Source organism: Pseudonocardia nematodicida (assembly GCF_040105385.1).
Taxonomy (GTDB): Bacteria; Actinomycetota; Actinomycetes; order Mycobacteriales; family Pseudonocardiaceae; genus Pseudonocardia; species Pseudonocardia nematodicida.
Map to the genome: position 1 here is coordinate 1 of NZ_JBEDNQ010000006.1, position 24,954 is coordinate 24,954.

A 24,954-nucleotide genomic window follows, 5' to 3' on the forward strand; every position below is an offset into this window, starting at 1 on the left:
AACCGACCGCGAGATCCGCCGCTGCCTCAAGCGCTACATCGCCCGCCAGCTCCACCGCCAGCTCGAAACCCCACCCACCCGGCCCAACACCCCGCTGACCATTGACAGCCCATAGGAGCGTCGCTTTGGTTCGGCATGGCCGAACCAAAGCGTCATGAGTCGGGATTCGGGAGGGGGGCCGGGTGGGTCAGTGAGGGGCGTGGGCGGTCTCGAGGGCGCGGCAGGTCAGGACCCGCGCGAGGTGGGCGCGGTACTCCGGGGTGCCGTGGGTGTCCGCGGGCGGCTCGGTGCCCTCGGCGGCCAGCGCGGCCGCCTCGGCGATCGGCTTCCCCTCGGCCAGGGCCTGCTCGGCGGCCGTCGCCCGCAGCGAGGTCGACCCCATGTTGACCATGCCGATCCGGTTGCCGGACACCGCGATCGCGACGATCGCCCAGTCGTTGCTGCGCCGGGTGAACTTCTCGTAGGCCCAGCCCTGGTCGCCGCAGCGCGGCACCCGGATCTCGACGATCAGCTCGTCCGGCTCGCGGACGGTCTCGAACACCCCGGTGTAGAACTCCCCGATCGGCACGCTGCGGCGCCCGCGCGGGCCCTGCAGGACGATCGTGGCGTCCAGCGCGAGCAGCGCCGCGGGCAGGTCGGCGGCGGGATCGGCGTGCGCGACGGTGCCGCCGAGGGTGCCGCGGGCCCGGATCTGCGGGTCGCCGACGGTGCGGGCGACCGCCGGGAGCAGCGGGCACTCGGCCGCCAGCTCGTCGGAGTTCACCACGTCGCGGTGCTTGGTCCCGGCGCCGATCGCGACGTCGTCACCGTCGACCCGGACGTAGCTCAGCTCCGGCAGCCGTCCGATGTCGACGACGAACTCCGGGGCACCCAGGCGCACCTTCATCACCGGGATCAGCGAGTGGCCGCCGGCGAGCACGGTGGCGTCCTCGCCCTTCTCGGCGAGCAGCGCGAGCGCATCGTCGAGGGTGTCCGGGCGGGCGTAGTCGAACGCGAGGGGAATCACGCGCCACCACCCTCACCGCGGGAGAAGGCCGGCGCAGTGCGCAGGGCGTCGGACTCGGCCTCGGCCTTCTGCTCGGCGTCCGGGTCCTTGCCCGCCGCGACGAGCACCGCGCGGACGATGTTGTGGTAGCCGGTGCAGCGGCAGAGGTTGCCCTCCAGCCCCTCCCGGACCTTGCGCTCGTCGAGGTCGTCGTCGTGGCTGATCAGCGACACCGCGGACATCACCATGCCCGGGGTGCAGAACCCGCACTGCAGGCCGTGCTCGGCGTGGAACGCCGCGGTGACCGGGTGCTCCGGACGGCCCTCGGCGGCGCCGTCGAGGCCCTCCATCGTGGTGACCGACTGCTGGTCGGCCTGCACGGACAGCACGGTGCAGGACTTGATCGCCTCGCCGTCGAGCAGCACGGTGCACGCGCCGCAGGAGGTGGTGTCGCAGCCGATGTTGGTGGCCTTGAGCCCGACGTTCTCGCGCAGGTAGTGCGCGAGCAGCTGCCGGGGTTCGACGTCCGCGCTCGTCGGCTCACCGTTGACGGTGATCTCAACCTTCACTTGCCGGCCTCCTGAATGGCCTCCCAGACCCGCATGGGGGTCAGGGGCATGTCGATGTGCGTGATGCCCAGGTGCGACAGGGCGTCGATGACGGCGCTCTGGGTGGCGGGCGTGGAACCGATCGTCCCGGCCTCGCCGATGCCCTTGTAGCCCATCGGGTTGATGTGGGTGGGGGTGGTCATCTCGACCAGGTCGAAGCTCGGGAGCTCGGCCGCCGAGGGGATGCCGTAGTCGGCGAAGGTGCCGGTGAGCGGCTGCCCCTCCTCGTCGTAGATCACCTCTTCGAGCAGCGCCTGGGCGATGCCCTGGGCGATGCCGCCGTGCCGCTGCCCCTCGCAGAGCAGCGGGTTGAGGATCGGGCCGGCGTCGTCGACCGCCACGATCTTCTCGACGGTGACCTTGCCGGACTCGGTGTCGACCTCGACCACGCACACGTGCGACCCGAACGGGAACGTCGGCTTCTCGCCGTCCCAGGTGGTCTCGGCCTTCAGCGGCTCGGCCTCGGCCAGCTCCGCGAGGGTCACGCTGCGCGCGCCGGGGACGCCGCGCACGGTGATGGCCGCGTTCGCCGGGTCGAGCTCCAGGTCGTCGACGCCGGCCTCGAGCAGGTCGGCCGCGCGCTGCTTGGCCAGGTCGATCAGCTCGGCCGAGGCCTGGTGCACCGCGACGCCGCCGGTCTGCAGCGAGCGCGACCCCATCGTCCCGCCACCCTTGGGCACGAGGTCGGTGTCGCCGTGCTTGACGGTGATCTTCTCCATCGGGACGCCGAGCTGCTCGGACGCGAGCATCGCCCAGGCCGTCGCGTGCCCCTGACCGTGCGGGGACGTGCCGGTCAGCACGGTCACCGAGCCGTCCGGGTGCACCTCGACCGAGGCGTCCTCGGCGTAGGCGCCACCGCCGGTGATCTCCACATAGGACGAGACGCCGATGCCGAGCTGGCGGACGTCGCCCCGCTCGCGGCGGGCGGCCTGCTCGGCGCGCAGCCCCCGGTAGTCCGATTCGGACAGCGCCAGGTCGATCGCGTCGGCGAACCGGCCGGAGTCGTACTCGACGCCGCCCTTGGTGGTGAACGGGAACTTGTCCGCGGCGACGACGTTGAGCTTGCGCACCTCGGCCGGGTCCATGCCGACCTCGGCGGCGAACAGGTCGACGGCGCGCTCGATCGCGGCCGTGGCCTCCGGCCGGCCGGCGCCGCGGTAGGCGGCGATCGAGGTGGTGTTGGTGACGACGGCGCGGGCGCGGGAGTCCACGTTCTCGATGTCGTAGGTGCCCGGCGCCATCATCCGGGTGAACATCGGCAGGAACGTGCCCAGGCGCGGGTAGGCGCCGAGGTCCTGGACGACGTCGAGCCGGTAGTGGGTGATCCGGCCCGCGCGGGTGCCGCCGATGGTGACCGTCTGGCGCTGGGCACGGCCCTGCACCATCCCGGTCATGTTCTCCGAGCGGGACTCGTTCCAGCGGACCGGGCGTCCCTGCTGCCGGGACAGCCAGGCCACGATCGCGAACTCCGGGTCGGAGCCGATCTTCGCGCCGAACCCGCCGCCGACGTCGGGCAGGATCACCCGCAGGTTCGCCTTGTCCATGCCCAGCCAGCCCGCGACCTCGTCGCGACCGCCCTGGGCGTTCTGGTTGGACATGTAGAGGGTGCAGCGGTCGCCGTCCCAGAACGCGCTCGCCGCGCGGGACTCGAGCGGAGCGGCGGCCAGGCGCTGGTTCACCAGGTCCCGGGTGACGACGACCTCGCAGCCGGCGAAGAAGTCCGGGTCGGCGTCGGAGTCGTGCCCGTACGCGGCGGCGGTGTTGGTGCCGGCGTCGGGGAACAGCAGGGTCCCGTCCGTGGCCGCCTCGAGGGGGTCGATCACCGCGTCGAGCGGCTCGTAGTCGACGTCGACCAGCTCGGCGGCGTCCTCGCCCTGGTAGAACTCCTCGGTCAGGACGGCGGCGACCGGCTCGCCGACGAACCGCACCCGGTCCACGGCCAGGAACGGGCGCGTCATCGCCTTGTTCGCGCCGGGGAACAGCAGGGCGGGGTCGATGTCGAGATCGGCACCGGTCACCACCGCGACGACGCCCGGGGCGTCCAGCGCGGCGGAGGTGTCGATCGAGGTGATCGTCGCGTGGGCCAGCGGGGAACGGACGAGCGTGAGGTGCAGGGCCCCGGTCAGTCGCTCGTCGATCAGGTCGTCGGTGTAGGTCGCGCCGCGCGTGAGGAAGACCGGATCCTCGGTGCGGACGACGCGTGTCCCCAAGATGCTCATCGGTCGCGAGCGTATAGCGGGAACGGGCCGAGTGCGACGCAGCGCACACCGTGGAATCGCAGGTCAGGGCACCCTAAGCGGAACGACACCCCGGCTGCGTTCCGCATCTGCGGAGATGTCGTCGGGCATCGGCCGATGCCTCGGGTATCAGGCCTCGCCGAGGGCCACTCGGGGGTCGTATGCCGATGATCGAACTGCTCCCACGGTCAGCGCGGGTGGCACGCGGCCGGCGGCGGGAGCGGCGGCCGGGTCGTGACCGGCTCGGACAGGTACAGGTAGGCCACGGTGGAGATGTCGTCCTGCCGCTCGACCAGGCCGTGCGGCCCGGCGCCGATCTGTTGCAGCGTGACCGAGAGCCGTGCGGAGAACAGCACCGGGTCCGGCAGGTGCCAGCGGTAGAGCCCGTGCGACGGCGGCATGGCGGTCTCGAACGGCGTGGCGCCGGTGCCGTCCCGGGTCGACCGGAACGGGTACCCGGAGAACGGCGCGCTGAAGGTGACCGCCTCGGGCTCGGGGCTGGTCCGCAGCGCGTCCTGGAAGCACCAGGCACCACCCGCGTAGTCCTCGAGTCCGGTGCTGCACAGGGTGGGGTGCGTGCGGTCGTCGTCGACGAAGAACTTCACCTCGCCCTCGCCCCACCACCAGCGCGACAGCGCGGTCAGCGCGATGTAGGTGCCCACGTACCGGCCGGTGCCGGTGACGCCGTCGAGGATCGGGTGGTCCGTGCCGAGGGGCAGGTCGGCGTTCGACCGGCGCCACTGGGCGTGCAGGTATCCGGTGTCCTCCCCGAGGTCGTCGCCCTCGGTGTAGTCGACCTGGTAGTAGACGTGCGAGAGGTCAGCCCCGTGCCGGCTCTCCAGGGTCAGCAGCGCCCGGGTGCGGAACGGCATCGGGAGGTAGCAGTTCATGCCGCCGGTCGGGGCGACGGTGATCGGCAGCGAGGTGACCGTCGCGCGGGTCGCGAAGCCGTTGCAGAAGAAGTCGCCGAGCGGGACCTCGACCGCGGGGGCGTCGGCGTCGTCCCAGTACGCGCGCAGCACCAGGTCGCGCAGGACGAACGGGCCGCCAGCAGCCGTCCGGTCGGGCAGCGTGATCCAGATGTGCCGGATGGTCCCGGGGCCGGTGAGGTCGGCCAGCGTGCGCGTCCCGCCGGCGGCGATCGGGACGTACGCCCGGCCCTTACGCCCCGGGCCGAGCGGGGACGACGCGTGAGCGGCGCCGCCGTCGGCACCGGTGGGGTTCTCGGCGTTGATCGACCGGCTCCGGACGGCGGGGTCGCGGTTCAGGGTGCTCCACTGCTCGAACATGCGCGCTCCTGGCGTCTCGTCGGCGGGGAACGAGCGTCCCGGAACGACGCCGATGCGGCGAGCGGTCAGTCCTCGTCCCACCAGGGGCGGATCGCCCACAGCGGGGAGACGGGGCCGTGGCCGGCGCCGAGCGGGTAGGAGTTCCGGACGGCCTCGACGATGTAGCGCTTGCCGAACCGGACGGCGGCCTCCAGGTCCATCGCCCTCGCGAGCCCGGCCGCGATCGAGGCTGCCAGCGAGTCGCCGCCGCCGTGGGTGTGGCCGGTGTCGAACCGGGGGCCGGGCAGCTCGAGGAAGGTCTCGCCGTCGTAGAGCAGGTCGAGGCAGCCGTCGGCGGCCCCGTCGCCTGCGGGCAGGTGCCCGCCCTTGACCAGCACGGCCCGCGGGCCGAGCGCGTGCAGCGCCTTCGCCGCGGCGTACTGGCCGTCCCGGTCGCGGACGTCGTGTTCCACCAGCAGCCGGATCTCGTCCAGGTTCGGGGTGACCAGCGTGGCGCGCGGGAACAGCGTGTGCCGGTAGGCGTCGAGCGCCTCGCTGGCCAGCAGCGGGTCGCCGTGCATGGAGGCGGCGACCGGGTCGACGACGAGCGGGGTCGCGCGGCCGGCGCCGATCCCGTTGGCGTCGCAGGCTTCGGCGACCGCGGCGATGATCTCGGCGTTCGCCAGCATGCCGGTCTTGGCCGCCTGCAGGCCGATGTCGGAGGCGACGGTGGCGATCTGGCCGGCGATCGTGTCGACCGGGATCGTGTGCACGCCGGTGACACCGACCGAGTTCTGCACGGTGACCGCGCAGACGGCGAGGCAGCCGTGCACCCCGCAGGCGGTGAAGGCGCGCAGGTCGGCGGCGATGCCGGCACCACCGCCGGAGTCCGTGCCGGCGATCGTCATGGCCCTGGGGGGTGTGGTCCCGACGGCGGGTTCCATCCTCGTGTCCTCCCTGGCCGGCATTACCCGGCCGGTCCCGCGGTCGGCGGCGGTGACCGGGGTCGTCCCCGCGGTCCCAGCCGCCCTCTCAGCCCGGTGTTCCCGCGAGCTCCCGCGACGTGCGTGTCTCCCGCGACGGTATCCCGGGCGTCCGGCGCCTCGACGGCCGGGAATTGTCGGTGCTGCGTGGGACACTCCGCGTCGAGGAGGTCAGCCCATGAGTGCACAGCCCGCCGGTCCGGCCGGGGCGGCGACGGGTCCGTGGTCCCGCCCGGTTCCTCCCCCCCGTCTGCTGACCGTCACCGAGTACCTGGCGATCGGTGAGGTCGAACCGGGCTACACCGAGCTGCTCGAAGGGCAGGTACTCATGTCGCCCGGTCCGGCGCCCGATCACAACCACGCCGCATCGGAGATCAGATATCAACTCCGCGGTCGGCTTCCCGCGGACCTCGAGGCCATCCAGGATGTCGATGTAGATCTTCAACTGGCGCCGCCGGACGCTCCCGGGACCGTGCGTCGTCCCGATCTCGTCGTGGCTCCCCGCACTGCCCGCCGCCGGGTCCGCCGCGAAGGTGGTGTGCTTCGCGCATCCGAGGTCGTGGTCGCCGTCGAGATCCTCTCCCCCGGCTCGCACCGGACCGACCACGTGCACAAGCGCGGGGAGTACGCCGACGCCGGGATCGGCCATTACTGGATCGTCGATCTCGGTGCCGCCGCTGCTCGCTCCGGCGCCACGGGCCCGGTCTCCCTGCTGGCCTGCCACCTCGCCGGCGACTTCGGCTATGCCGACGGCGGCGTGGTCACCGGCCGGTTCATCTCCACCACACCGTTTCCCGCCGAGCTGGATCTCGACGCGCTCCTCTGATCGGCCCGACGGGCGGAACGGCCCCGAGGAACCGTTCCGCCACACCTGGTCCCGGATCAGTCCCCGCTCGACGCCGAGATCGGCAGGTACACCCGCCCGCCCTCGTCGCGGAACTCTCCGGCCTTCTCCTCCATCCCCGCCTCGATCGCCTCGACGCTGGTCAGCCCGTGCGCCTCGGCGTAGTCCCGGACGTCCTGGGTGATCTTCATCGAGCAGAACTTCGGCCCGCACATCGAGCAGAAGTGCGCGCTCTTCGCCGGCTCCGCGGGCAGCGTCTCGTCGTGGTAGCCCTGCGCGGTGTCCGGGTCCAGCGACAGCGCGAACTGGTCACGCCAGCGGAACTCGAACCGGGCCTGGCTCAGCGCGTCGTCCCGGGCCTGGGCGTGCGGGTGGCCCTTGGCCAGGTCCGCGGCGTGCGCGGCGATCTTGTAGGTGATCACGCCGACCTTGACGTCGTCCCGGTTCGGCAGGCCCAGGTGCTCCTTGGGCGTGACGTAGCAGAGCATCGCGGTGCCGGCCTCGGCGATCCGGGCCGCGCCGATCGCCGAGGTGATGTGGTCGTAGCCCGGCGCGATGTCGGTGGCCAGCGGCCCGAGCGTGTAGAACGGCGCCTCGTCGCACCACTGTTCCTCCAGCCGCACGTTCTCGACGATCTTGTCCATCGGGACGTGGCCGGGGCCCTCGATCATCACCTGGACGTCGTGGTCCTTCGCGATCCGGGTGAGCTCGCCGAGGGTGCGCAGCTCGGCGAGCTGGGCGTCGTCGTTGGCGTCGGCGATCGAGCCGGGGCGCAGGCCGTCGCCGAGCGAGAACGTGACGTCGTAGCGGCGCAGGATCTCGCACAGCTCGGCGAAGTGCGTGTAGAGGAACGACTCGCGGTGGTGCGCCAGGCACCACGCGGCCATGATCGAGCCGCCGCGGGAGACGATCCCGGTGACCCGCTTCGCGGTGAGCGGCACGTACCGCAGCAGGACGCCGGCGTGCACCGTCATGTAGTCCACGCCCTGCTCGCACTGCTCGATCACGGTGTCCCGGTAGACCTCCCAGGACAGCTTCTCCGGGTCCCCGTTCACCTTCTCCAGGGCCTGGTAGATCGGCACGGTGCCGATCGGGACCGGGGAGTTGCGCAGGATCCACTCCCGGGTCTCGTGGATGTCCTTTCCGGTCGAGAGGTCCATCACGGTGTCGGCGCCCCACCGGGTCGCCCACACCATCTTCTCCACCTCCTCCTCGATCGAGGAGGTCACCGCGGAGTTGCCGATGTTGGCGTTGACCTTGGTCAGGAACCGCTTCCCGATGATCATCGGCTCGGACTCGGGGTGGTTCACGTTGGCCGGGATCACCGCGCGGCCGCGGGCGACCTCGGAACGGACCATCTCGGCGTCGCAGCGCTCGCGGACCGCGACGAACCGCATCTCCGGCGTGATCACCCCCGCCCGGGCGTGGGACAGCTGGGTCCCCGGCTCCCTGTGCCCATGCTCGTTCCGCATGCGCTTCTCTCGGGACCCGATCCAGGGAGCGCGCAGCGCGGGCAGCCCCGCGCGGACGTCGATCTCCGCGGTCGAGTCGGTGTAGGGGCCGGAGGTGTCGTAGACGTCGTGGTGCTCACCGTTGGACAGCGCGATCCGCCGGACCGGGACGGAGATCCCGTCCGGACCGTCCACGTGGGACTTGGCGGAGCCCGCGATCGGGCCGGTGGTCACCTGCATGTGCGCAGCAGTCATGACGACTTCCTCCCTGGCCGGCATTATCCGGCTGGTTCTGCGGTCGGCGACCGTGAATCGGTGTGTCGCCCTCTCAGCCCCGCGCGACGGAGCTCCCGCGTTGTTCAGATGTGTGGTGGTGCAGGCCGACCGTAGGCACCGTCCGGCGCCGGACGCCAGCCCCCCGACCGTTCTCACCCGGATGCGAGGAATGATCCACAGGTGTGGCGGGTTCGCCCGGAACATGACGCAGAACGCCGAACTGAGCCCGACCGAGTGGGTGCGCGACCAGACCGAGCAGATCCTCGAGAACGGGACGACCGAGGGTGTGACGATCATGGATCGTCCGGTCGTGCTGTTCACGACGACCGGCGCGAAGTCCGGGAAGAAGCGCCTCGTGCCGCTGATGCGGGTCGAGCACGACGGCGCCTACGCGATGATCGCGTCCAAGGGCGGCACGCCCGAGCACCCGGCCTGGTACCACAACGTGCTGGCACACCCGGAGGTCGATGCGCAGGACGGCACCGAGACCCGGACGTTCGTCGCGCGCGAGGTGCAGGGTGCGGAGCGGCAGGAGTGGTGGGACCGGGCCGTCGAGGCCTACCCGCCCTATGCCGAGTACCAGGAGAAGACCTCCCGGATCATCCCGGTGTTCGTGCTCGAGCCCCAGGCCTGAGAGACCTCCCGGGAGGCCACCGGCCGGTGCGCGCCCGCCCCCTCGAACGGGCGCGCACCGGGTGCCCGCTCAGGCCGCGACGAGCCCCCGTGCGGGCTCGACCCGGCCCGCCCGCCGCACCGGCGCCCAGGACGCGAGCACCGCGACCCCGACGACGCCCGCCGCGAGCGCCGCGAGCTGGCCGGCCGGTGGCACGCCACCCGCCATCCCCATCGCCCGCAGGCCGAGCACGCCGTAGGCACCGCCCAGCAGCACGCCGAGCAGCGCACCCACCGCGCCGGCGAGCGCGGCCTCCACGACCACCGCCCGCCGGGCCCCGGCCCGGGTCAGGCCGAGCGCGCGGAGCAGCGCGATCTCCCGGGTCCGTTCGCCGACCGACAGCGCGAGGGTCACCCCGACGCCGACCACCGCGACCAGCAACGTCGTGCCGACGAGCCCGCCGCCGACCGCGCGGGCCGTGGCGAGGAACCCCTCGATACCGTCGCGGGCGTCGGCGGCCCACAGCACGACGTGCCCGTCCGGGCGTTCGCCGGCCATCGCCCCCGCCGCGCCGCCCGGGATCACCTGCTCGATCGCGGCGCGGGCGGCCGCCGGCTCGGTGCCGGGCGCGGCGTCCACCTGCAGCTCGGTCCCGTCGGTGCGCACCACCAGCTCGGGGCGCTCCGCCAGGTCGGCGGCGAGCTGCTCGGCGAGGATCTCGCGCTCGCGGTCCGGCGCGTCCGGCGCGGGCAGCACGATCGCGTCCGCCGGGTAGCTGCGCTCGATCGAGGCCCGGGAGTCGGCGGCCGCCCCGTCCACCCCGACCAGCAACGCCGCCGTCAGACCGGTCCCGAGCGCGAGCACCGTCGTCGTCGCGGCGGTCCGGCGTGAGGTCCGCCGGGCGTTCGCGACCGCCAGCCGGGCCGGCCCGGACCGGGCCACCAGCGGCCGCACGGCCGACGCGGCAGCCGCGACCAGGAACGGTCCGGCCGCCACCAGCGCCCCGAACAGCACGACGCCGCTGAGCGCGGTGAGCCCGATGCCGGCCACGCCGCCGTCGCCGCCCACGGCACCGGCGGCGCCGATCGCGGCGGCCGGCGCCGTCAGCACCCCGGCAACCGCCCAGCGGCGTCCGGTCCGCGGCGGTCGCGCCTCCACGGTCTCGGCCGCGCCGAGGGCCACCACCGGTGGCACCCGGCCGGCCGCGGCGGCCGGGGCCAGCGCGGCGACGACCGTCGCGAGCACGGCCAGCAGCACGCACCCGGCCAGGCCGGCCGGCGACATCACCAGCGACGGCAGCTCGGTGCCGGACGCGCGCAGCGCCAGGATCGCCGCCCAGCCCCCCGCCACCGCGACGAGGACACCCAGCAGACCCGCCACCAGGCCGGTCAGCGCGGCCTCGGCGAGCACCGACCGGGCGACCTGCCCGCGGCTCGCCCCGACGCAGCGCAGCAGGGCGAGCTCCCGGGAGCGCCGGCCGAGCACGATCCGGAAGGTGGACGCCACCACCACGACCGCGGCCAGCACCGCCAGCCCGACGAACACCGACAACCCGGCCAGCACCGCGGCGACCGTGTCCGCGGCGTGCCCGGCCAGCCGCGGGTCCCCGGTCAGCACCACCCGCAGGGTCCCGGTGAACAGCACCGTCCCGGCCGCGAACGCGGTGGCGACGACGACGGCGAGCCCGGTGGTCAGCAGCTGGCGGGGACGGCGGCGGGCGCCGGCGAGCGCGGCACGGGTCGCCGGGTTCACCACGGCGCACCCGTCCCCATCGGCGCCCCCATCGGCATGCCGGCCGGCGGCCCCACCGGCGCCGTCCGCGGGGTCCCGGACAGCTCGCCCAGTGCGGCCAGCACCGCGTCGGGGGTCGGGGCCCCCAGCCGGCCCGCGGCGACGCCGTCGCGCAGCAGCAGCACCTGGTCGGACACCGATGCCGCGAGCGGGTCGTGGGTGACCATCACGACGGTCTGGCCGTAGTCGTCGACACAGCCGCGCAGCAGGCCGAGCAGCTCCCGTCCCGACGCGGTGTCCAGCGAGCCGGTCGGCTCGTCGGCGACCACGATGTCGGGGCGGTTCAGCAGCGCCCGGGCCACCGCGACCCGCTGCCGCTGCCCGCCGGAGAGCTCGGCCGGCAGGTGCCGCAGCCGGTTGCCGATACCCAGCCGGCCCACCAGCTCCGCCCGCCACCCCGGGTCCGGGCGGCGCCCCGCGAGCGACGCGGCCAGGTCGATGTTCTCGCCGGCCGTCAGGTGCGGCAGCAGGTTGCCGTCCTGGAAGATCATCCCGATCCGGTCCCGGCGCACCCGGGTCAGCGCCGCGTCGTCGAGCGGGCCGAGGTCGGTCCCGCCGAGCAGCACCTGCCCCGACGTCGGCCGGTCCAGCCCGGCGAGGCAGTGCAGCAGGGTCGACTTGCCCGATCCGGACGGGCCCATCACGGCGGTGAACCGGCCCGCGGGCAGGGACAGGCTGATCCCGTTCAGCGCCCGCACGGTGCCGCTGCCCCCGCCGTAGGAACGCACCAGGCCGATCGCGGCGGCCGCGACCGCCGGGTCGGGGGCGCTCACCGGGACTCCCCCCGCTCGGCCCACTCCTGCAGCAGCGGCAGGACCGCGACGGACAGCAACATCACCAACGCGACCGCGCCACCCAGCACGGTGGCCCCGTTCGCCAGCACCTCGATCATGACCACGACCCTGCCGCCGGACGGGTCCCGTCCGCATCGGACCACGGGACGGTCCTCCCGACCGGGTGGCTCGTACTTCCGGCCGAGGTCGATCACCGGTTCTCCGACCTAGGGTGGCCGCCATGACCGGCCCGACCGTCGTCCTTCCCCGCGCGCCGGGCACCCCGGCCCGGCCGCTGCTGTTCACCGTCGAGGTGTTCGGCTACCTGGCGTGGCTGACCTTCGACGTGCTGCTCGGAGCGTCGCTGTCCGGGGCGGGGAACTGGGAGTTCGCGAGCCCGCTGTCGGGCGCGGTGGTCGCGGCCGTCGTGCTGACCCGCTACCGCTACCCGCCCGTCCCGGTGGCGTTCGTCGCGTTCGTCGTGTCCGCGGTGCTCTCGGTGCTCTCGGCCTTCTCCGGGCTGTTCGCCACGCTCTCGGTCCCCTACCTCTCCGTCGCGGTGCCGGCACCGTCGCTGACCGAGCTGTTCGCGCTGGCCGTCGTCACGGTGGCGGCGATCCGGCACGGGTCCGGGACGGCCGCGGTGGCGGCCGGAGCGGTGTCCTTCGTGGTGATCGTCGCGGTACCGATCCTGCGGTTCGGGTTCAGGGGCATCCCACCGGAGTTCGTCGTGCTCGCCGGGGTCGGCTGGGCCGGCACCGTCGGCGTCGCCGCCGTGCTCCGGGAGATCCGGCTCCGGCGCGCCGCACGGCTGGAACGGGCCCGGTCCGACGAGCGGATGGAGCTGGCCCGCGAGCTGCACGACGTCGTCGCCCACCACGTCACCGGCATCGTCGTCGCCGCGCAGGCGGCCGTCACCGTGGCGCGGACCCGGCCCGAGGAGGCGGGACCGGCGCTCGAGTCGATCGAGCGGGCCGGCGCCGAGGCGCTGGCCGGGATGCGCCGGATGGTCGGCGTGCTGCGCGGCGGGGACGACGCGGACCACGCCGGCGAGCGCGCCGTCGGGCACGGACCATCCGATGTGGACGAGCTCGTCGCGCGGTTCGACCCGGCCGGGGACCGGACGGTGCTCGACCGCGACCCGGACCTCACCGACGCGGCACTGCCACCGGGTGTGGGCGAGACCGCCTACCGCGTCGTGCAGGAGTCGCTGACCAACGTGCACCGGCACGCCTCCGACGCGACGACCGTCCACGTCGGACTGCGCCTGCGGGACGGGGCGCTGGAGGTCGCCGTCCGGAACGAGGGCGGGTCCGGTGACCGGCGCCCGCTGGCCCGCGACCGCGGCGGCTTCGGCCTGGCCGGGATGGCCGAGCGGGTCGGCGCGCTCGGCGGGACGCTGCGGGTCGGCCCGGACGGCCCGGGCAGCTGGCTGGTGCTGGCCGAGCTGCCGGTCGCGGCGGTGGTCCGATGACCATCACCGTGCTGCTGGCCGACGACCAGGAGATGGTCCGCACCGGCTTCCGGCTGATCCTCTCCGCGGAGGAGGGCATCGAGGTCGTCGGCGAGGCCGGGACCGGCGACGACGCGGTACGCCTGGCGAGGGAGCTCCGCCCGGACGTCGTGCTGATGGACATCCGGATGCCCGGCATCGACGGGCTCGAGGCCACGAAGCGGCTCCGCGCCGATCCCGCGCCGCCCCGGATCGTCGTGGTGACCACGTTCGACCTCGACGAGTACGTCTACGGGGCGCTGCGCTCGGGCTCGTGCGGGTTCCTGCTCAAGGACGCCGGACCGCGACTGCTGGTCGAGGCGGTGCGGGCCGCCGCCGCGGGCGACTCGCTGGTGTCGCCGTCGGTGACGGTGCGGCTGCTGGAGCGGCTGACCGAACCGGCACCGGCACGCCCGGACGTGCGCGGGAGGCTCTCCCCGCGCGAGCTCGACGTCGCCCGGGCGGTCGCTCGTGGGCGGACCAACCACGAGATCGCCGGCGACCTGTTCCTGTCGCTGTCCACGGTCAAGACCCACCTGACCAACATCGGGTCCAAGCTGGACGCCCGGAACCGGGTCGAGATCGCCGCGTGGGCGTGGGAGAACCGGCTGGTCGAGTGAGCGGTGCCCGGCCGGTTCGGACGGCGGCGGGAGCACGCACGGCGGTCCGTGGCGGCGACCCCGGAGGCCGTGGCGATGCCGGCGGTCAGGCCCGCGCCGGGACGACGGCCCGGGGCCGCCGCTGGGCCGGGATCCGGTTCCGCAGATCCGTGACGTCGTCGGCCGGGGTGGCGACCGTGACCGGGGCGGGCCGGACGGGCGTGCACTCGGCGGCGCCGGCCGCGTCGCGGGCAGCGGCCTTCGCAGTGCGCTCGGACGCGACCGCGTCCCACAGCTCGAACAGCGGGTGCGCGGCCATCAGGCCGAGCAGCGCGACACCGGGGATCACCAGCAGCGAGGTCAGCAGCAGCTCCATGCCCACTACGGTGCAGGTCAGGGGCCTCCTCCGGCATCGGCCGGAGGTACCGTTCGCACCCGGCCGGCCTCCACCCACGGGCCTACGGGGAGATCGGCCGTGGGTCCTCGGGGTCGGCCTCGGGGTCGGCTCGGGGTCGATCAGTTTCGGGGTACGTCCTCGGCCTCGGTGGTGGCCGGGTCCCACGAGTCGTCCGGTCCGCCCCAGCCGTTGCGCTTGAGGGTCTTCTTCGCCGCCCGCTGGTTGCGGCCCATCAGCCGGTCCAGGTAGATCGTGCCGTCGAGATGGTCGACCTCGTGCTGCAGACAGCGCGCGAAGAAGCCCTTCCCCTCGATGTCGACGGGCTCGCCGTCGACATCGGTCCCGGTCACCCGGGCCCACTCGGCCCGGCCGGTCGCGAAGCTCTCGCCCGGCACGGACAGGCAGCCCTCCATGTCCTCGTCCGGGTCCGGCATGGACTCCGGCAGCGGACCGGTCTCCAGCACCGGGTTGAGCACGTGCCCGCGCCGCATCGTGCGGGTCTCCTCGTCGGGGCAGTCGAAGACGAACAGCCGCAGGTCGACGCCCACCTGGTTCGCGGCGAGGCCGACGCCCTCGGCCGCGGCCATCGTCGCGAACATGTCGTCGACCAGCGTCCGGATCTCGTCGTCGACCTGCTCGACCTCGCGGGTCGGCCGGTGCAGCACGGGATCGCCGACCATGCGGATGCGCAGAACCGTCACGGTCGCAGGGTACGGTCGGCCCACCCGCTCCCGGCGCACCCCCGTACCGGACGGGTGAACCCGGCCCGACCGGGCGGTTCGCCCCGCCGACGGGGCGCGTCGCGCCCCGGGACCGTTGGTCCCGTGTGGTTCACTGACCCCGCGAATGACAGGCGTGTCATTCGGTGCGGTTCCGGGCTGGAGGACAGGCCGGAACCGTCCGGTCGTCGGCCGCTCGAGGAGCGTGATGGAGTCCGCTGGGTCCCTGTCGGAACGCCGCGGAGCGCAGGGTCGCTCCGCCGCCCCCTCCCGCGAGCTCGACCGCCGGGAGCGCGAGATCCTCGCGTTCGAGGCCCAGTGGTGGAAGTACGCGGGGGCGAAGGAACAGGCGATCCGCGAACTGTTCGACATGTCCGCCACCCGCTACTACCAGGTGCTGAACGCGCTGGTCGACAAGCCCGAGGCGTTGGCGGCCGACCCGCTGCTGGTCAAGCGCCTGCGCCGGCTGCGCTCCAGCAGGCAGCGCACCCGTGCCGCCCGGCGGCTGGGCCTCGAGCCCTGATCCGGCCCCGGCCCTGAGCGCCACGCAGTCCTGACGATCACCTTGCTCGACCATCACGCCGTGAGCCGTATCCACCGGAGGTCACGATGACCGCACCCGCGTCCGGCGGGCAGTCGCCGCTCAAGATCGCCGGCATCGCCCTGATCGGGGTCGGTGTCGTCGCCGGGGTGGTGGGCCTGTTCGGACTCGGCGGCGACGGTGACGGGGGCAACCAGGCCGCGCCGGCCCCGACCGCGAGCGCCGGGCCCGAGCCGGGGCAGGGCGAGCAGCCCGCTCCCGGCGAGGACGGGGCCACGCCGGACGAGAACGGTGCCGGCGGCGCCGGTTCCGGCGACGGCACGTCCGGTGCGGACGGCACCGCGGGCGAGGACGGCACCTCCCCCTTCACCCCCGGCGCCCCGGGGACCCCGGGCTCGCCCGGGTTCGACGGTGCCGGCGACGGTGTCCAGCCGCCTGCGGCCGCACCCGGTCCCGCCGCCCCCGGCGCGGTGCGGGAGTCGGCGCCGGCCGTCCGCCCGGCCGTCCGGATCTACAACAACTCGACGATCCGTGGTCTCGCCGAGCAGGCAGCCTCCGAGTTCCGGTCGAACGGCTGGGATGTCGCACAGGTACAGAACTACTCGCAGGGCGTCATCCCGACGAGCACCGTCTACTACCGCGGCGCCGACGAGAAGGCCGCGGCCGACGAGATCGCGCAGCGGTTCGGCATGCGGGCCGAACCCCGGTTCGACGGCATCCAGGACGCCACACCCGGCCTGATCGTGATCGTCACCCGGGACTTCTCGGCGGCCTGACCACCGACCCCGCTCCCCAGCGCGCGAACGACCCCGGACGCACCGGAGCGTCCGGGGTCATCGCATGTCAGGCGCCCCGGCGCTGCGACATCAAGCGCCCCGGCGCTGCGACATCAAGCGCCCCGGCGCTGCGCGTAGGCCGCGAGGTCCGCGACCTGCACCGGGTCCAGCGACGGGCGCACGGTCTCCCGGGCCGCCGCCACGTGCGCGGCCGTCACCTCGCCGGCCTCGAGCGACTCCCGCATCGCGGTGAGCGCGGCCTCGCGGAGCAGGGCGGCGCAGTCGGCGGCCGAGTAGCCCTCCAGGTCGGCGGCCAGCTCGTCGAGGTCCACGTCGTCGGCCAGCGGGACGTTCCGGCCGGCGGCACGCAGGATGTCGGCACGGGCCTCGGCGTCCGGCGGCGGCACGAACACCAGCCGTTCCAGCCGGCCCGGACGCAGCAGCGCCGGGTCGATCAGCTCGGGCCGGTTCGTCGCCCCCACCACCACGACCTCGCGCAGCGGGCTCGCCCCGTCCATCTCGGTGAGCAGCGCGGCGACCACCCGGTCGGCGACACCGGCGTCGGTGGAGCCGCCCCGCCGCGGGGCGAGCGCGTCCACCTCGTCCAGGAAGATCAGCGCGGGGGCGGCCTCGGCGGCCTTCCGGAACAGCTCGCGGACGGCCCGCTCGGACTCGCCGACGTACTTGTCCAGCAGCTCGGCGCCCTTGACCGCGAACACGTTGAGGTCACCGGACCCGGCCAGCGCACGGAGCAGGAACGTCTTGCCGCCACCGGGCGGGCCGTAGATCAGGACCCCGCGCGGGGCGTCGACGCCGAGCCGGGCGAACGAGTCCGGGTGCCGCAGCGGCCACAGCACGGCCTCGGTCAGCGACCGCTTGACCTCGGCCATGTCACCGACGTCGTCGAGGGTCAGGCCGCCGGCGCTCAGCGTCCCGCCGCCGGACAGCGAGATGGGGCGGACCGAGCCGACGGCGTCGAGCAGGTCCTGCTGCCGGATCTCCACCGGAGCGCGGTCGGCCTCGTCCGGGTCGCCGGCACCGTCCCGCAGGGCTGCGGCGATCGCGGCCTCCCGGCGGACGGCCGCGAGGTCGGCGACGACGAAGCCGGGGGTGCGTCCGGCGATCACCCCGAGATCGACGTCGGCGGCCCGCGGGACCCCGGACAGCAGGCGTTCCAGCAGCGCCCGGCGCGTCGCGGCGTCCGGCAGGGCGACGGTGAGCTCACGGTCGACGAGGTCGGGCGCTCGCAGCCGGGGGTCGAGCGCCTCGGGCTCGGCACTGGTGGCGACGAGCGCGGGCCCGCCCGGCGCGGTGGCGGTGCGCAGCTCGTCGAGCACCAGGGTGGCCAGCGGGGGCGGGTTCGACGCCGGGAGCAGGGCGTGCGCGTCGTGCAGCAGCAGCACGGCGGGACCGCCGTCCGGCGTCGGCCTGGCATCGGCGATCGCGCTCCGGACCTGCTCGGCGGCCGCCGCGGGCTCGAGTGCGGCGACGGCCGGCCCGACCAGTTCGACGCAGCGGGCCCCGGCGGCCGCGGCGGCGCTGCGCACCAGCGTGGCCTTGCCCGCGCCCTCGGGTCCGGAGACGAGCACGCCGAGCCGGGCGTCGCCGCCGAGCCGGGTCAGCAGCTCCGGCCGCTCGAACATCAGCTCCAGCCAGTCCAGCAGGCGGCGGGCGACCGGCTCGTTCGCCGCGAGCTCGTCGAGCGCGAGCGGCGGGGGCTCGCTCCCCGGGGTGGCCGCGGCGCCCTCCGGGTCGTGGTCGGTGTGCCGGCCGGCGGCGTACCCCTCGGCCGCCGGGCCACCGGGCCCGGCGCCGGCACGACCGGCGGGCACGTGCCCCGCCACCGGATCACCGGTCCGGCCGGCGGCGCCCTGGCGTGGGGCCGCGTTCCCGGCGTTCGCCGGCGTGTACGGCCCGACCCCTCCGGCCGGGCCCGCGGCCGCGGCCGGCGACGCGCGCGGCGCAGAGGTGAGCACGGTGCCGGTGTCCGGCCCACCCTCCCAGCCGACGACCGTCGAGGGCGCCACGACGACCGGTCCGGGCCCGGGGTCGGCGACCGCGACGGTCAGCAGCTCCGAGGTCCAGGTCCCGCCGACCGCGGCGGCCAGCGCGCGGCGCACCGAGTGCACGTCCGCCCCCGGGGGTGGGGCGATGTCCTGCGGGAGCAGCGAGACCGCGTCGCCACGGACGAGGATCTTGCCCATCAGCGCCAGCCGGAGGGTCTCCGGGCCGACCGAGGTCGTCGCGAGTCGCGAACCGACCAGGCGCACCGACGCCGCCGGGACCACCTCGGCCGGGGCGACGACGACGGTCGCCCCGTCGGTCAGCCCCGCGTTGGACAGCGTCACGTCGTCCAGGCTCGCCTGGCCGTGCGGTCCGACCGGGTCCCCGGCGACGGCCAGGGCCGCCGTCACCCGCGCCCCGGTGAGCGTCACCGCGTCCCACGAGCGCAGGCCGAGCCCGGCCAGCACCTCGGGATGCAGCCGGATCACCCCACGCCGGGCGTCGGCTGCCGACGGGGCCAGGCGTGCGACCAGGGTCAGCGAGGGCTCTCCCACGCCCTCAACCTATCCGACAGGCGATCATCGGCGGCGCAGGCCGAGCCGGCGCCCGGACCCCCGGGGGGCCGGGGCGACGCCCGGGCCGTGCGCGGCGCGGCCGTTGCCGGACGCGGCGTCCTCCCGGCGGGCGGCGCCCTCCGGGTCGAGCCGGCGACGCACCCCGCGGGCCACCGCTCCCGCCCGGCCGGCGACCCGGCGGCGCAGCGGGGCGCGCAGGCCCAGCCGGCGGGCGGAGCGGGCGGCCCGGGCGACGGCGCGCCGCTGGCGCACCGGGACGTCCCAGGCTTCGGGGTGCTTCGAGAGCCAGTGGTGCCGGTAGACGGTCCAGGGCAGCAGGAGCAGGTAGCCGAGCGCGGCGATCGTGATGCCGAGGAACGGCACGGTGAACATCACCGCGAAGATCACGCAGGCGCCGACGAGCAGCCACGCGGCGGCGCGCGGGGGGACCTTGACCGCCTTCAGCGAGAGCGTGGGCAGCCGGCTCACCATCAGCCCGGCGGTGACCAGCGCCCACACCGCGACGACCGGTCCGGCCGACCACCAGCCGTCGCCGAAGTGCAGCCAGAGGTAGAGCGGGACGCCGGCGGTCATCGCGGCCGCGGGTGCCGGGACGCCGACGAAGAACTCGCGGGCGTAGGGCGGGGCGGACTCGTCGTCGATCAGGGTGTTGAACCGGGCGAGTCGCAGTGCCATGCAGACCGCGAAGATCAGCGAGACGATCCAGCCGGCCCGGGTGCCCTCGAAGGCCCAGATGTAGAGCACGAGCGCGGGGGCCACGCCGAACGAGACCAGGTCGGCCAGCGAGTCGAGCTCGGCGCCGATCCGGCTGGAGGCGTCCAGCAGCCGGGCCAGGCCGCCGTCCAGCGCGTCGCAGAGCGCGGCGGCGAGCACCGCGCCGATGGCCAGGTCGAAGCGGCCCTGCAGAGCGAAGTAGACGGCCGACAGGCCCGCGCAGAGGTTGAGGACGGTGACCGCGTTGGGCAGCAACCGCACGCCCGCGGGGTACCCGTTGGCCGGGCTGCCGACGCCCATGACCTCAGCCCTCCACCCCGTCGCGCACGCCCAGGACGGTCTCGGCGCCCACGGTGCGCTGGCCGGGCCGGACCAGCGGGGTCGTCCCGGGAGGCAGGTAGGTGTCGACCCGGGACCCGAAGCGGATCAGGCCGAACCGCTCGCCGCCCGCGACCTCGTCGCCGGTCGTGAGCGGGCAGACGATCCGGCGGGCCAGCAGCCCGGCGATCTGCACGACACCGACCCGCCAGGCGTCCGGGCCGCCGGACGCGTGCTCGAACGTGATCGCGTTCCGCTCGTTGTCCTCGCTGGCCTTGTCCAGGTCGGCGGACAGGAACGTCCCGGGCAGGTACCGGACGTCGATCACCCGGCCGTCGACCGGGACCCACTGCACGTGCACGTCCAGCACGGTCAGGAAGATCGAGACCCGCGGGTGCGGCACGCGCGGGAGGTCCAGCTCGTCGGGCGGCACGACCTCGGTGACGGTCGCGACCGTCCCGTCGGCGGGGGCGAGCACCGCGCCGGAGCGCCGGGTCGGCGTCCGTACCGGGTCGCGGAAGAACAGCGCGGTGGCGCCGGTGGCGAGCAGCCCCGCCCACGCGCCGCGGCCGGTCACCGCGCGCAGTCCGGCCGCGGCGAGCGCGACGGCGGCCACGATCGGCCGGCCGCCCGGGTGCATCGGCGGGATCGCGTCGCGGACCAGGCGGGCGATGTGGGTCGGCGAGGTCCCGGTTCCTTCGGGCATGGCGGGTCGTCGGCTCCTGTGCTCCGGTGGCGGAGCCGTCACGCTACGCGGATGCCGGGCGCCGACCAGCGGCGGGACGGCCCGGGACACGCCGGACGAGCTCCTGCGGTGGCGAGGCGGCACGGGATGGCACGATGATCGGCTCGACGACGGAGGGCGGAGGGATTCGCCCTCGGCGGAGACATTAAAGGGCCGGGGCCGTCATCCCCCGAGATGACGACCCCGGCCGTGGAACCGCTCGTCCGCTCCCCAGCGACGGGCGGTGGGTCCTGTGCTGTGAAGGGACTACCCCTTCACGAGCAGAAGTATTCCTCGCCGACGACCGGCCGTCCAGATCACGGTGGGTGTAGACCCTGATCTACCTCGTTCGGCCGAATGCACACCACCTGAGACGTCGCACGGCGTGAGATCGTTGCCCCGGATGCCTATGATCCGGCTCACACTTTCGGCCCAGCCGGACCGCCGAGCGAGTGGTGAATCTGTCGCACAGCGAAATCGGACTCCTTGCACAGGGACCGCCGACCGCACGAATCCGGCCGCTCAGGTGCCCAGCAACCACACCGCGACGGGCTCGCCGGCGGCCGCCGAGACGGTCTCGGCGGGAAGATCGACCAGGCAGTCGGCACGGGCCAGCGCGGCGATCAGGTGCGAGCCGGCGGACCCGACCTCGGCGACCGTCCCGTTCGTCGCGTCCAGCACCCCGCGCCGGAACTGCCGCTTCCCCGCCGGCGACGACAGGTCACCGGCCAGCCGGGCGGTGACGACCGGACGGTCCGGGTCCGGGTACCCGGCCGCCGCCCGCAGCGCGGGGCGGACGAAGACCTCGAACGACACCAGCGAGCTGACCGGGTTGCCGGGAAGGGTGACGGTCGCGACGGTCGTCCCGCCCAGCTCGAGGCGCCCGCAGCCCTGCGGACCGCCGGGCTGCATCGCGACCTTGCCGAACTCGACGCCGTGCCCGGTCATGGCGTCCTTGACGACCTCGTAGGCGCCGGCGCTGACCCCGCCGGAGGTCAGGACCAGATCGACCCCGTCCCGGACCCGCACGGCGAGGGCCGCGCGGAACATCTCGACGTCGTCCGGTACGAACGACAGCTGCTCCGCGGTCGCGCCGGCCTCCCGGACCGCGACCGCGAGCATCGTCCCGTTGGACTCGTAGATCTGGCCGGGGGCGAGCGGCTCGCCCGGCGCGACGAGCTCGGAGCCGGTGGACAGCACCAGGACGTGCGGACGCCGGCGCACCACCAGGTCCGGGCGCCCGACGGCGGCGGCCAGCCCGATCTGTGAGGCACCCAGCACCGTGCCCGCCTCGAGCAGGACCGCGCCCCCGGCGGCGTCCTCGCCGGCCCGCCGCACGAACGCGCCCTTCTCCGGCGCGACCGTGATCCGCACCCGCCCGGTGCCACCGCCTGCGCCGAAGCCCGCTCCGCCGTCGCTGCTCTCGGTCCGCTCGACGGGCACGATCGCGTCCGCCCCGTCCGGGACCGGGGCACCGGTCATGATCCGCGCGACGGTCCCGGGCTCCAGCGGCCCGACGTCGGTGCGCCCGGCCGGGATGTCGGCGGACACCGCCAGCTCGACCGGCGACCCCTCGGACGCACCGGTGAGCTCCACGGCGCGGACCGCGTAGCCGTCCATCGCGGAGTTGTCGAACGGCGGCAGCGCGATCGCCGCCGTCAGGTCGGCCGCCAGCACACGGCCGGCAGCGGCGGCCAGCGGCACCGTCTCGACACCGCTCGACGCGAGCAGCGCCGCCACCGCGGCGCGATGCTCGTCGACCGTGCGGGGACCCGACTCCGACCAGGTGGCTGCGGCACTCATGGCGCCATCCTGCCGTGGCGCGCACACTGGTCGCACACCCGTGAGCCTCGCTTGCACTCGATATCGACGAGTGCTAGAAACGGGCTCAGCATCCACTGGCACTCGTGTCCGTGGAGTGCCAGGTCGGGTCGGTGAGTCCGGCGCAGGGTTGCCGGGCGTCCGTCGCGGGCACCGCATCCGACACTCGACTCTGTCTATCGGAGGGCTACACCCCCATGGCGAAGCAGATCGCGTTCGACGAGGAGGCCCGCCGCGGCCTCGAGCGGGGCATGAACACCCTCGCCGACGCCGTCAAGGTGACGCTCGGCCCGCGCGGCCGCAACGTCGTCCTGGAGAAGAAGTGGGGCGCGCCCACCATCACCAACGATGGTGTGTCGATCGCCAAGGAGATCGAGCTCGAGGACTCCTGGGAGAAGATCGGCGCCGAGCTGGTGAAGGAGGTCGCCAAGAAGACCGACGACATCGCCGGTGACGGCACCACCACCGCCACCGTGCTGGCCCAGGCGCTGGTCCGCGAGGGCCTGCGCAACGTGGCCGCCGGCGCGAACCCGATGTCGCTCAAGCGCGGCATCGAGAAGGCCACCGAGGCCGTCTCCCAGGCGCTGCTGAAGAGCGCCAAGGAGGTCGAGACCAAGGAGCAGATCGCGGCCACCGCGTCGATCTCCGCCGCCGACAAGCAGATCGGTGAGCTCATCGCCGAGGCGATGGACAAGGTCGGCAAGGAAGGCGTCATCACGGTCGAGGAGTCGCAGACCTTCGGGCTCGAGCTCGAGCTCACCGAGGGCATGCGCTTCGACAAGGGCTACATCTCGCCCTACTTCGTGACCGACGCCGAGCGCATGGAGGTCGAGCTCGAGGACCCGTACGTCCTGCTCGTCTCCTCCAAGATCTCGACCGTCAAGGACCTTCTCCCGCTGCTGGAGAAGATCATGCAGTCGGGCAAGCCGCTGGCGATCATCTCGGAGGACGTCGAGGGCGAGGCCCTGGCCACCCTGGTCGTCAACAAGATCCGTGGCACCTTCAAGTCCGTCGCCATCAAGGCCCCGGGCTTCGGTGACCGCCGCGAGGCGATGCTGGCCGACATGGCCATCCTGACCGGTGGCGAGGTCATCTCGGAGAAGGTCGGCCTCAAGCTCGACACCGCCGACCTGTCCCTGCTGGGCACCGCCCGCAAGGTCGTCGTGACCAAGGACGAGACCACCATCGTCGACGGCGCCGGTGACGCCGACCAGATCGCCGGCCGGGTCAACCAGATCCGCGCCGAGATCGAGCGCACCGACTCCGACTACGACCGCGAGAAGCTCCAGGAGCGCCTCGCCAAGCTGGCCGGCGGCGTCGCCGTCATCAAGGCCGGCGCGGCCACCGAGGTCGAGCTCAAGGAGCGCAAGCACCGCATCGAGGACGCCGTCCGCAACGCGAAGGCGGCCGTCGAGGAGGGCATCGTCGCCGGCGGCGGCGTCGCCCTGATCCAGGCCGGTGCCGGCCTGTTCGAGGGCCTCGGCCTGGACGGTGACGAGGCCACCGGCGCGAACATCGTCAAGGTCGCGCTGGAGGCCCCGCTCAAGCAGATCGCGGTCAACGCCGGCCTCGAGGGCGGCGTCGTGGCGGAGAAGGTCCGCAACCTGCCGACCGGTGAGGGCCTCGACGCCTCCACCAACGAGTACAAGGACCTGATCGCCGCGGGCATCATCGACCCGGCGAAGGTGACCCGCTCGGCGCTGCAGAACGCGGCCTCGATCGCGGCCCTGTTCCTCACCACCGAGGCGGTCATCGCCGACAAGCCGGAGAAGGGTGGCGGCGCCCCCGCCGACCCGACCGGCGGCATGGGCGGCATGGACTTCTGAGTCCTTCCCACCCAGCACGTCTGGCGCAGGGGCGGTACCGGTTCGCCGGTGCCGCCCCTGCGGCGTTCCCGGGCCCCGATCCCCGTCGAGATACGCCTCAGCGGGAGTTGTCGATCTCTACGGCCCGCTGAGGCGTATCTCGGCGGGTGTGGCCGAGCGCGTTCCGGACCTCGTCCACGATCCGGATCGGCGAGTGCCGCATCTCCTCGGAGGTGTAGCGCAGGACCCGCCATCCCGCGGCGACGAGCCGGGTGTGCCGCTGCGCGTCGGCGCGGGCCGCCTCGGGAGTGGCGAAGTGGCCCCCACCGTCGTACTCGACGCCGAGGCGGTGGTCCGGGTAGGCCAGATCCAGCCAGACCGCGCGGCGACGCCCGTCGTCGAGGACCGGGCACTGCGGGACGGGCCGGGGCAGGCCGCCGCGGACCAGGATCAGGCGCAGCCGGGTCTCCGGCGGGGAGCCCGCGCGGGCGTCCGCCCACTCCAGGGCCTCGACGGCCTTGCGCACGCCGCGCAGACCGGGGTAGCGCACCGCGAAGTGCAGCAGCAGGTCCGGGTGGAACTCGCCGCGGGCCAGGGCGTCCACGGCGACGCCCCCTCGGTCGGTGACAGCCACCTGGCG

23 protein-coding genes are annotated in these 24,954 nt (G+C 74.2%); 7 read left to right on the forward strand and 16 right to left on the reverse strand.

Annotated features, from left to right (window positions below):
• Positions 1-187: 187 nt before the first annotated feature.
• The 5 genes from WIS52_RS15290 to thiD all read right to left on the reverse strand — a co-directional run bounded on the left by WIS52_RS15290 (position 188) and on the right by thiD (position 6,042).
• Positions 188-1,006 carry an FAD binding domain-containing protein gene (locus tag WIS52_RS15290; protein ID WP_349298916.1) on the reverse strand — a complete coding sequence of 273 codons (819 nt, stop codon included), beginning with the start codon at positions 1,004-1,006 and terminating at the stop codon, positions 188-190.
• Complete coding sequence (locus WIS52_RS15295) at positions 1,003-1,554, reverse strand: (2Fe-2S)-binding protein (protein WP_349298917.1); 552 nt, start codon at positions 1,552-1,554, stop codon at positions 1,003-1,005. The genes WIS52_RS15290 and WIS52_RS15295 overlap by 4 nt, the downstream gene beginning before the upstream one ends.
• Complete coding sequence (locus WIS52_RS15300; RefSeq protein ID WP_349298918.1) at positions 1,551-3,812, reverse strand: xanthine dehydrogenase family protein molybdopterin-binding subunit; 2,262 nt, start codon at positions 3,810-3,812, stop codon at positions 1,551-1,553. Before WIS52_RS15300 ends, WIS52_RS15295 begins: the two co-directional genes overlap by 4 nt.
• 206 nt (positions 3,813-4,018) lie before the next feature.
• A complete protein-coding gene (locus WIS52_RS15305) occupies positions 4,019-5,119 on the reverse strand; it encodes a glycoside hydrolase family 172 protein (RefSeq protein WP_349298919.1) in 1,101 nt (366 codons plus the stop codon).
• 65 nt (positions 5,120-5,184) lie between these two features.
• Positions 5,185-6,042: a bifunctional hydroxymethylpyrimidine kinase/phosphomethylpyrimidine kinase gene (thiD, locus tag WIS52_RS15310; protein WP_349298920.1), complete on the reverse strand. Its 858-nt coding sequence runs from the start codon at positions 6,040-6,042 to the stop codon at positions 5,185-5,187.
• A 217-nt stretch (positions 6,043-6,259) separates the two neighbouring features.
• Between thiD and WIS52_RS15315 the strand changes: the two genes are divergently transcribed.
• The gene (locus tag WIS52_RS15315; protein WP_349298921.1) at positions 6,260-6,907 is read left to right on the forward strand and encodes a Uma2 family endonuclease; all 648 of its coding nucleotides are present in this window, start codon (positions 6,260-6,262) and stop codon (positions 6,905-6,907) included.
• Positions 6,908-6,963: 56 nt separating this feature from the next.
• Here the strand turns inward: WIS52_RS15315 and thiC are convergent, their stop codons facing one another.
• Positions 6,964-8,631 (reverse strand): phosphomethylpyrimidine synthase ThiC, encoded by a 1,668-nt coding sequence (thiC, locus tag WIS52_RS15320; protein ID WP_349298922.1) that lies wholly within the window; start codon positions 8,629-8,631, stop codon positions 6,964-6,966.
• A gap of 223 nt (positions 8,632-8,854) precedes the next feature.
• Between thiC and WIS52_RS15325 the strand changes: the two genes are divergently transcribed.
• Positions 8,855-9,286, forward strand: a complete 432-nt coding sequence (locus WIS52_RS15325; RefSeq protein WP_349298923.1) for a nitroreductase family deazaflavin-dependent oxidoreductase — start codon at positions 8,855-8,857, stop codon at positions 9,284-9,286.
• A gap of 69 nt (positions 9,287-9,355) precedes the next feature.
• Here the strand turns inward: WIS52_RS15325 and WIS52_RS15330 are convergent, their stop codons facing one another.
• From WIS52_RS15330 to WIS52_RS15340, 3 genes are read right to left on the reverse strand one after another with little or no spacing between them, the layout of a single operon-like run.
• Positions 9,356-11,017: an ABC transporter permease gene (locus WIS52_RS15330; RefSeq protein ID WP_349298924.1), complete on the reverse strand. Its 1,662-nt coding sequence runs from the start codon at positions 11,015-11,017 to the stop codon at positions 9,356-9,358.
• On the reverse strand, positions 11,014-11,829 hold the full coding sequence (locus tag WIS52_RS15335) for an ABC transporter ATP-binding protein (RefSeq protein WP_349298925.1): 816 nt from the start codon (positions 11,827-11,829) through the stop codon (positions 11,014-11,016). Before WIS52_RS15335 ends, WIS52_RS15330 begins: the two co-directional genes overlap by 4 nt.
• Positions 11,826-11,948 (reverse strand): hypothetical protein, encoded by a 123-nt coding sequence (locus tag WIS52_RS15340; RefSeq protein WP_349298926.1) that lies wholly within the window; start codon positions 11,946-11,948, stop codon positions 11,826-11,828. Before WIS52_RS15340 ends, WIS52_RS15335 begins: the two co-directional genes overlap by 4 nt.
• 122 nt (positions 11,949-12,070) lie before the next feature.
• Between WIS52_RS15340 and WIS52_RS15345 the strand changes: the two genes are divergently transcribed.
• Both WIS52_RS15345 and WIS52_RS15350 read left to right on the forward strand, forming a co-directional pair.
• A complete protein-coding gene (locus WIS52_RS15345) occupies positions 12,071-13,303 on the forward strand; it encodes a sensor histidine kinase (RefSeq protein WP_349298927.1) in 1,233 nt (410 codons plus the stop codon).
• Positions 13,300-13,941 (forward strand): response regulator transcription factor, encoded by a 642-nt coding sequence (locus WIS52_RS15350; protein ID WP_349298928.1) that lies wholly within the window; start codon positions 13,300-13,302, stop codon positions 13,939-13,941. Before WIS52_RS15345 ends, WIS52_RS15350 begins: the two co-directional genes overlap by 4 nt.
• 85 nt (positions 13,942-14,026) lie before the next feature.
• Here the strand turns inward: WIS52_RS15350 and WIS52_RS15355 are convergent, their stop codons facing one another.
• Together WIS52_RS15355 and WIS52_RS15360 are read right to left on the reverse strand one after the other, a co-directional pair.
• Positions 14,027-14,296, reverse strand: coding sequence for a hypothetical protein (locus WIS52_RS15355; RefSeq protein WP_349298929.1), 270 nt, complete (start codon positions 14,294-14,296; stop codon positions 14,027-14,029).
• A gap of 140 nt (positions 14,297-14,436) precedes the next feature.
• Positions 14,437-15,018, reverse strand: a complete 582-nt coding sequence (locus tag WIS52_RS15360; protein WP_349298930.1) for a peptide deformylase — start codon at positions 15,016-15,018, stop codon at positions 14,437-14,439.
• A 226-nt stretch (positions 15,019-15,244) separates the two neighbouring features.
• Here WIS52_RS15360 and WIS52_RS15365 point away from each other — a divergent pair, with 226 nt between their 5' ends.
• On the forward strand, positions 15,245-15,559 hold the full coding sequence (locus WIS52_RS15365; protein WP_349298931.1) for a DUF3263 domain-containing protein: 315 nt from the start codon (positions 15,245-15,247) through the stop codon (positions 15,557-15,559).
• Positions 15,560-15,645: 86 nt separating this feature from the next.
• Entirely contained in the window at positions 15,646-16,353 is a 708-nt protein-coding gene (locus WIS52_RS15370; protein ID WP_349298932.1) for a LytR C-terminal domain-containing protein, read from the forward strand.
• A gap of 113 nt (positions 16,354-16,466) precedes the next feature.
• On the opposite strand, the gene WIS52_RS15375 is transcribed toward WIS52_RS15370, so the two are convergent.
• The 4 genes from WIS52_RS15375 to moeA form a co-directional block, all read right to left on the reverse strand.
• The gene (locus WIS52_RS15375) at positions 16,467-18,911 is read right to left on the reverse strand and encodes an AAA family ATPase (RefSeq protein ID WP_349298933.1); all 2,445 of its coding nucleotides are present in this window, start codon (positions 18,909-18,911) and stop codon (positions 16,467-16,469) included.
• 24 nt (positions 18,912-18,935) lie between these two features.
• The gene (gene pssA / locus WIS52_RS15380; RefSeq protein ID WP_349298934.1) at positions 18,936-19,946 is read right to left on the reverse strand and encodes a CDP-diacylglycerol--serine O-phosphatidyltransferase; all 1,011 of its coding nucleotides are present in this window, start codon (positions 19,944-19,946) and stop codon (positions 18,936-18,938) included.
• Positions 19,947-19,950: 4 nt separating this feature from the next.
• On the reverse strand, positions 19,951-20,670 hold the full coding sequence (locus tag WIS52_RS15385) for a phosphatidylserine decarboxylase (protein WP_349298935.1): 720 nt from the start codon (positions 20,668-20,670) through the stop codon (positions 19,951-19,953).
• A gap of 540 nt (positions 20,671-21,210) precedes the next feature.
• Positions 21,211-22,491, reverse strand: a complete 1,281-nt coding sequence (gene moeA / locus WIS52_RS15390; RefSeq protein ID WP_349298936.1) for a molybdopterin molybdotransferase MoeA — start codon at positions 22,489-22,491, stop codon at positions 21,211-21,213.
• Between the two features lie 215 nt (positions 22,492-22,706).
• On the opposite strand from moeA, the gene groL reads away from it, so the two are divergent.
• On the forward strand, positions 22,707-24,335 hold the full coding sequence (gene groL / locus WIS52_RS15395; protein ID WP_349298937.1) for a chaperonin GroEL: 1,629 nt from the start codon (positions 22,707-22,709) through the stop codon (positions 24,333-24,335).
• A 97-nt stretch (positions 24,336-24,432) separates the two neighbouring features.
• Here the strand turns inward: groL and WIS52_RS15400 are convergent, their stop codons facing one another.
• Positions 24,433-24,948: an endonuclease domain-containing protein gene (locus tag WIS52_RS15400; RefSeq protein WP_349298938.1), complete on the reverse strand. Its 516-nt coding sequence runs from the start codon at positions 24,946-24,948 to the stop codon at positions 24,433-24,435.
• Between the last annotated feature and the right edge of the window lie 6 nt (positions 24,949-24,954).

Bases quoted from the DNA above. Each gene is read 5' to 3' on its own strand.
- WIS52_RS15350 (WP_349298928.1), top strand. From the start codon at position 13,300: ATGACCATCACCGTGCTGCTGGCCGACGACCAGGAGATGGTCCGCACC.
- WIS52_RS15385 (WP_349298935.1), bottom strand. From the start codon at position 20,670: ATGCCCGAAGGAACCGGGACCTCGCCGACCCACATCGCCCGCCTGGTC.
- WIS52_RS15305 (WP_349298919.1), bottom strand. From the start codon at position 5,119: ATGTTCGAGCAGTGGAGCACCCTGAACCGCGACCCCGCCGTCCGGAGC.
- thiC (WP_349298922.1), bottom strand. From the start codon at position 8,631: ATGACTGCTGCGCACATGCAGGTGACCACCGGCCCGATCGCGGGCTCC.
- WIS52_RS15300 (WP_349298918.1), bottom strand. From the start codon at position 3,812: ATGAGCATCTTGGGGACACGCGTCGTCCGCACCGAGGATCCGGTCTTC.
- WIS52_RS15345 (WP_349298927.1), top strand. From the start codon at position 12,071: ATGACCGGCCCGACCGTCGTCCTTCCCCGCGCGCCGGGCACCCCGGCC.
- WIS52_RS15370 (WP_349298932.1), top strand. From the start codon at position 15,646: ATGACCGCACCCGCGTCCGGCGGGCAGTCGCCGCTCAAGATCGCCGGC.
- moeA (WP_349298936.1), bottom strand. From the start codon at position 22,491: ATGAGTGCCGCAGCCACCTGGTCGGAGTCGGGTCCCCGCACGGTCGAC.
- WIS52_RS15355 (WP_349298929.1), bottom strand. From the start codon at position 14,296: ATGGAGCTGCTGCTGACCTCGCTGCTGGTGATCCCCGGTGTCGCGCTG.
- WIS52_RS15365 (WP_349298931.1), top strand. From the start codon at position 15,245: ATGGAGTCCGCTGGGTCCCTGTCGGAACGCCGCGGAGCGCAGGGTCGC.
- groL (WP_349298937.1), top strand. From the start codon at position 22,707: ATGGCGAAGCAGATCGCGTTCGACGAGGAGGCCCGCCGCGGCCTCGAG.
- WIS52_RS15315 (WP_349298921.1), top strand. From the start codon at position 6,260: ATGAGTGCACAGCCCGCCGGTCCGGCCGGGGCGGCGACGGGTCCGTGG.
- pssA (WP_349298934.1), bottom strand. From the start codon at position 19,946: ATGGGCGTCGGCAGCCCGGCCAACGGGTACCCCGCGGGCGTGCGGTTG.
- thiD (WP_349298920.1), bottom strand. From the start codon at position 6,042: ATGGAACCCGCCGTCGGGACCACACCCCCCAGGGCCATGACGATCGCC.
- WIS52_RS15325 (WP_349298923.1), top strand. From the start codon at position 8,855: ATGACGCAGAACGCCGAACTGAGCCCGACCGAGTGGGTGCGCGACCAG.
- WIS52_RS15340 (WP_349298926.1), bottom strand. From the start codon at position 11,948: ATGATCGAGGTGCTGGCGAACGGGGCCACCGTGCTGGGTGGCGCGGTC.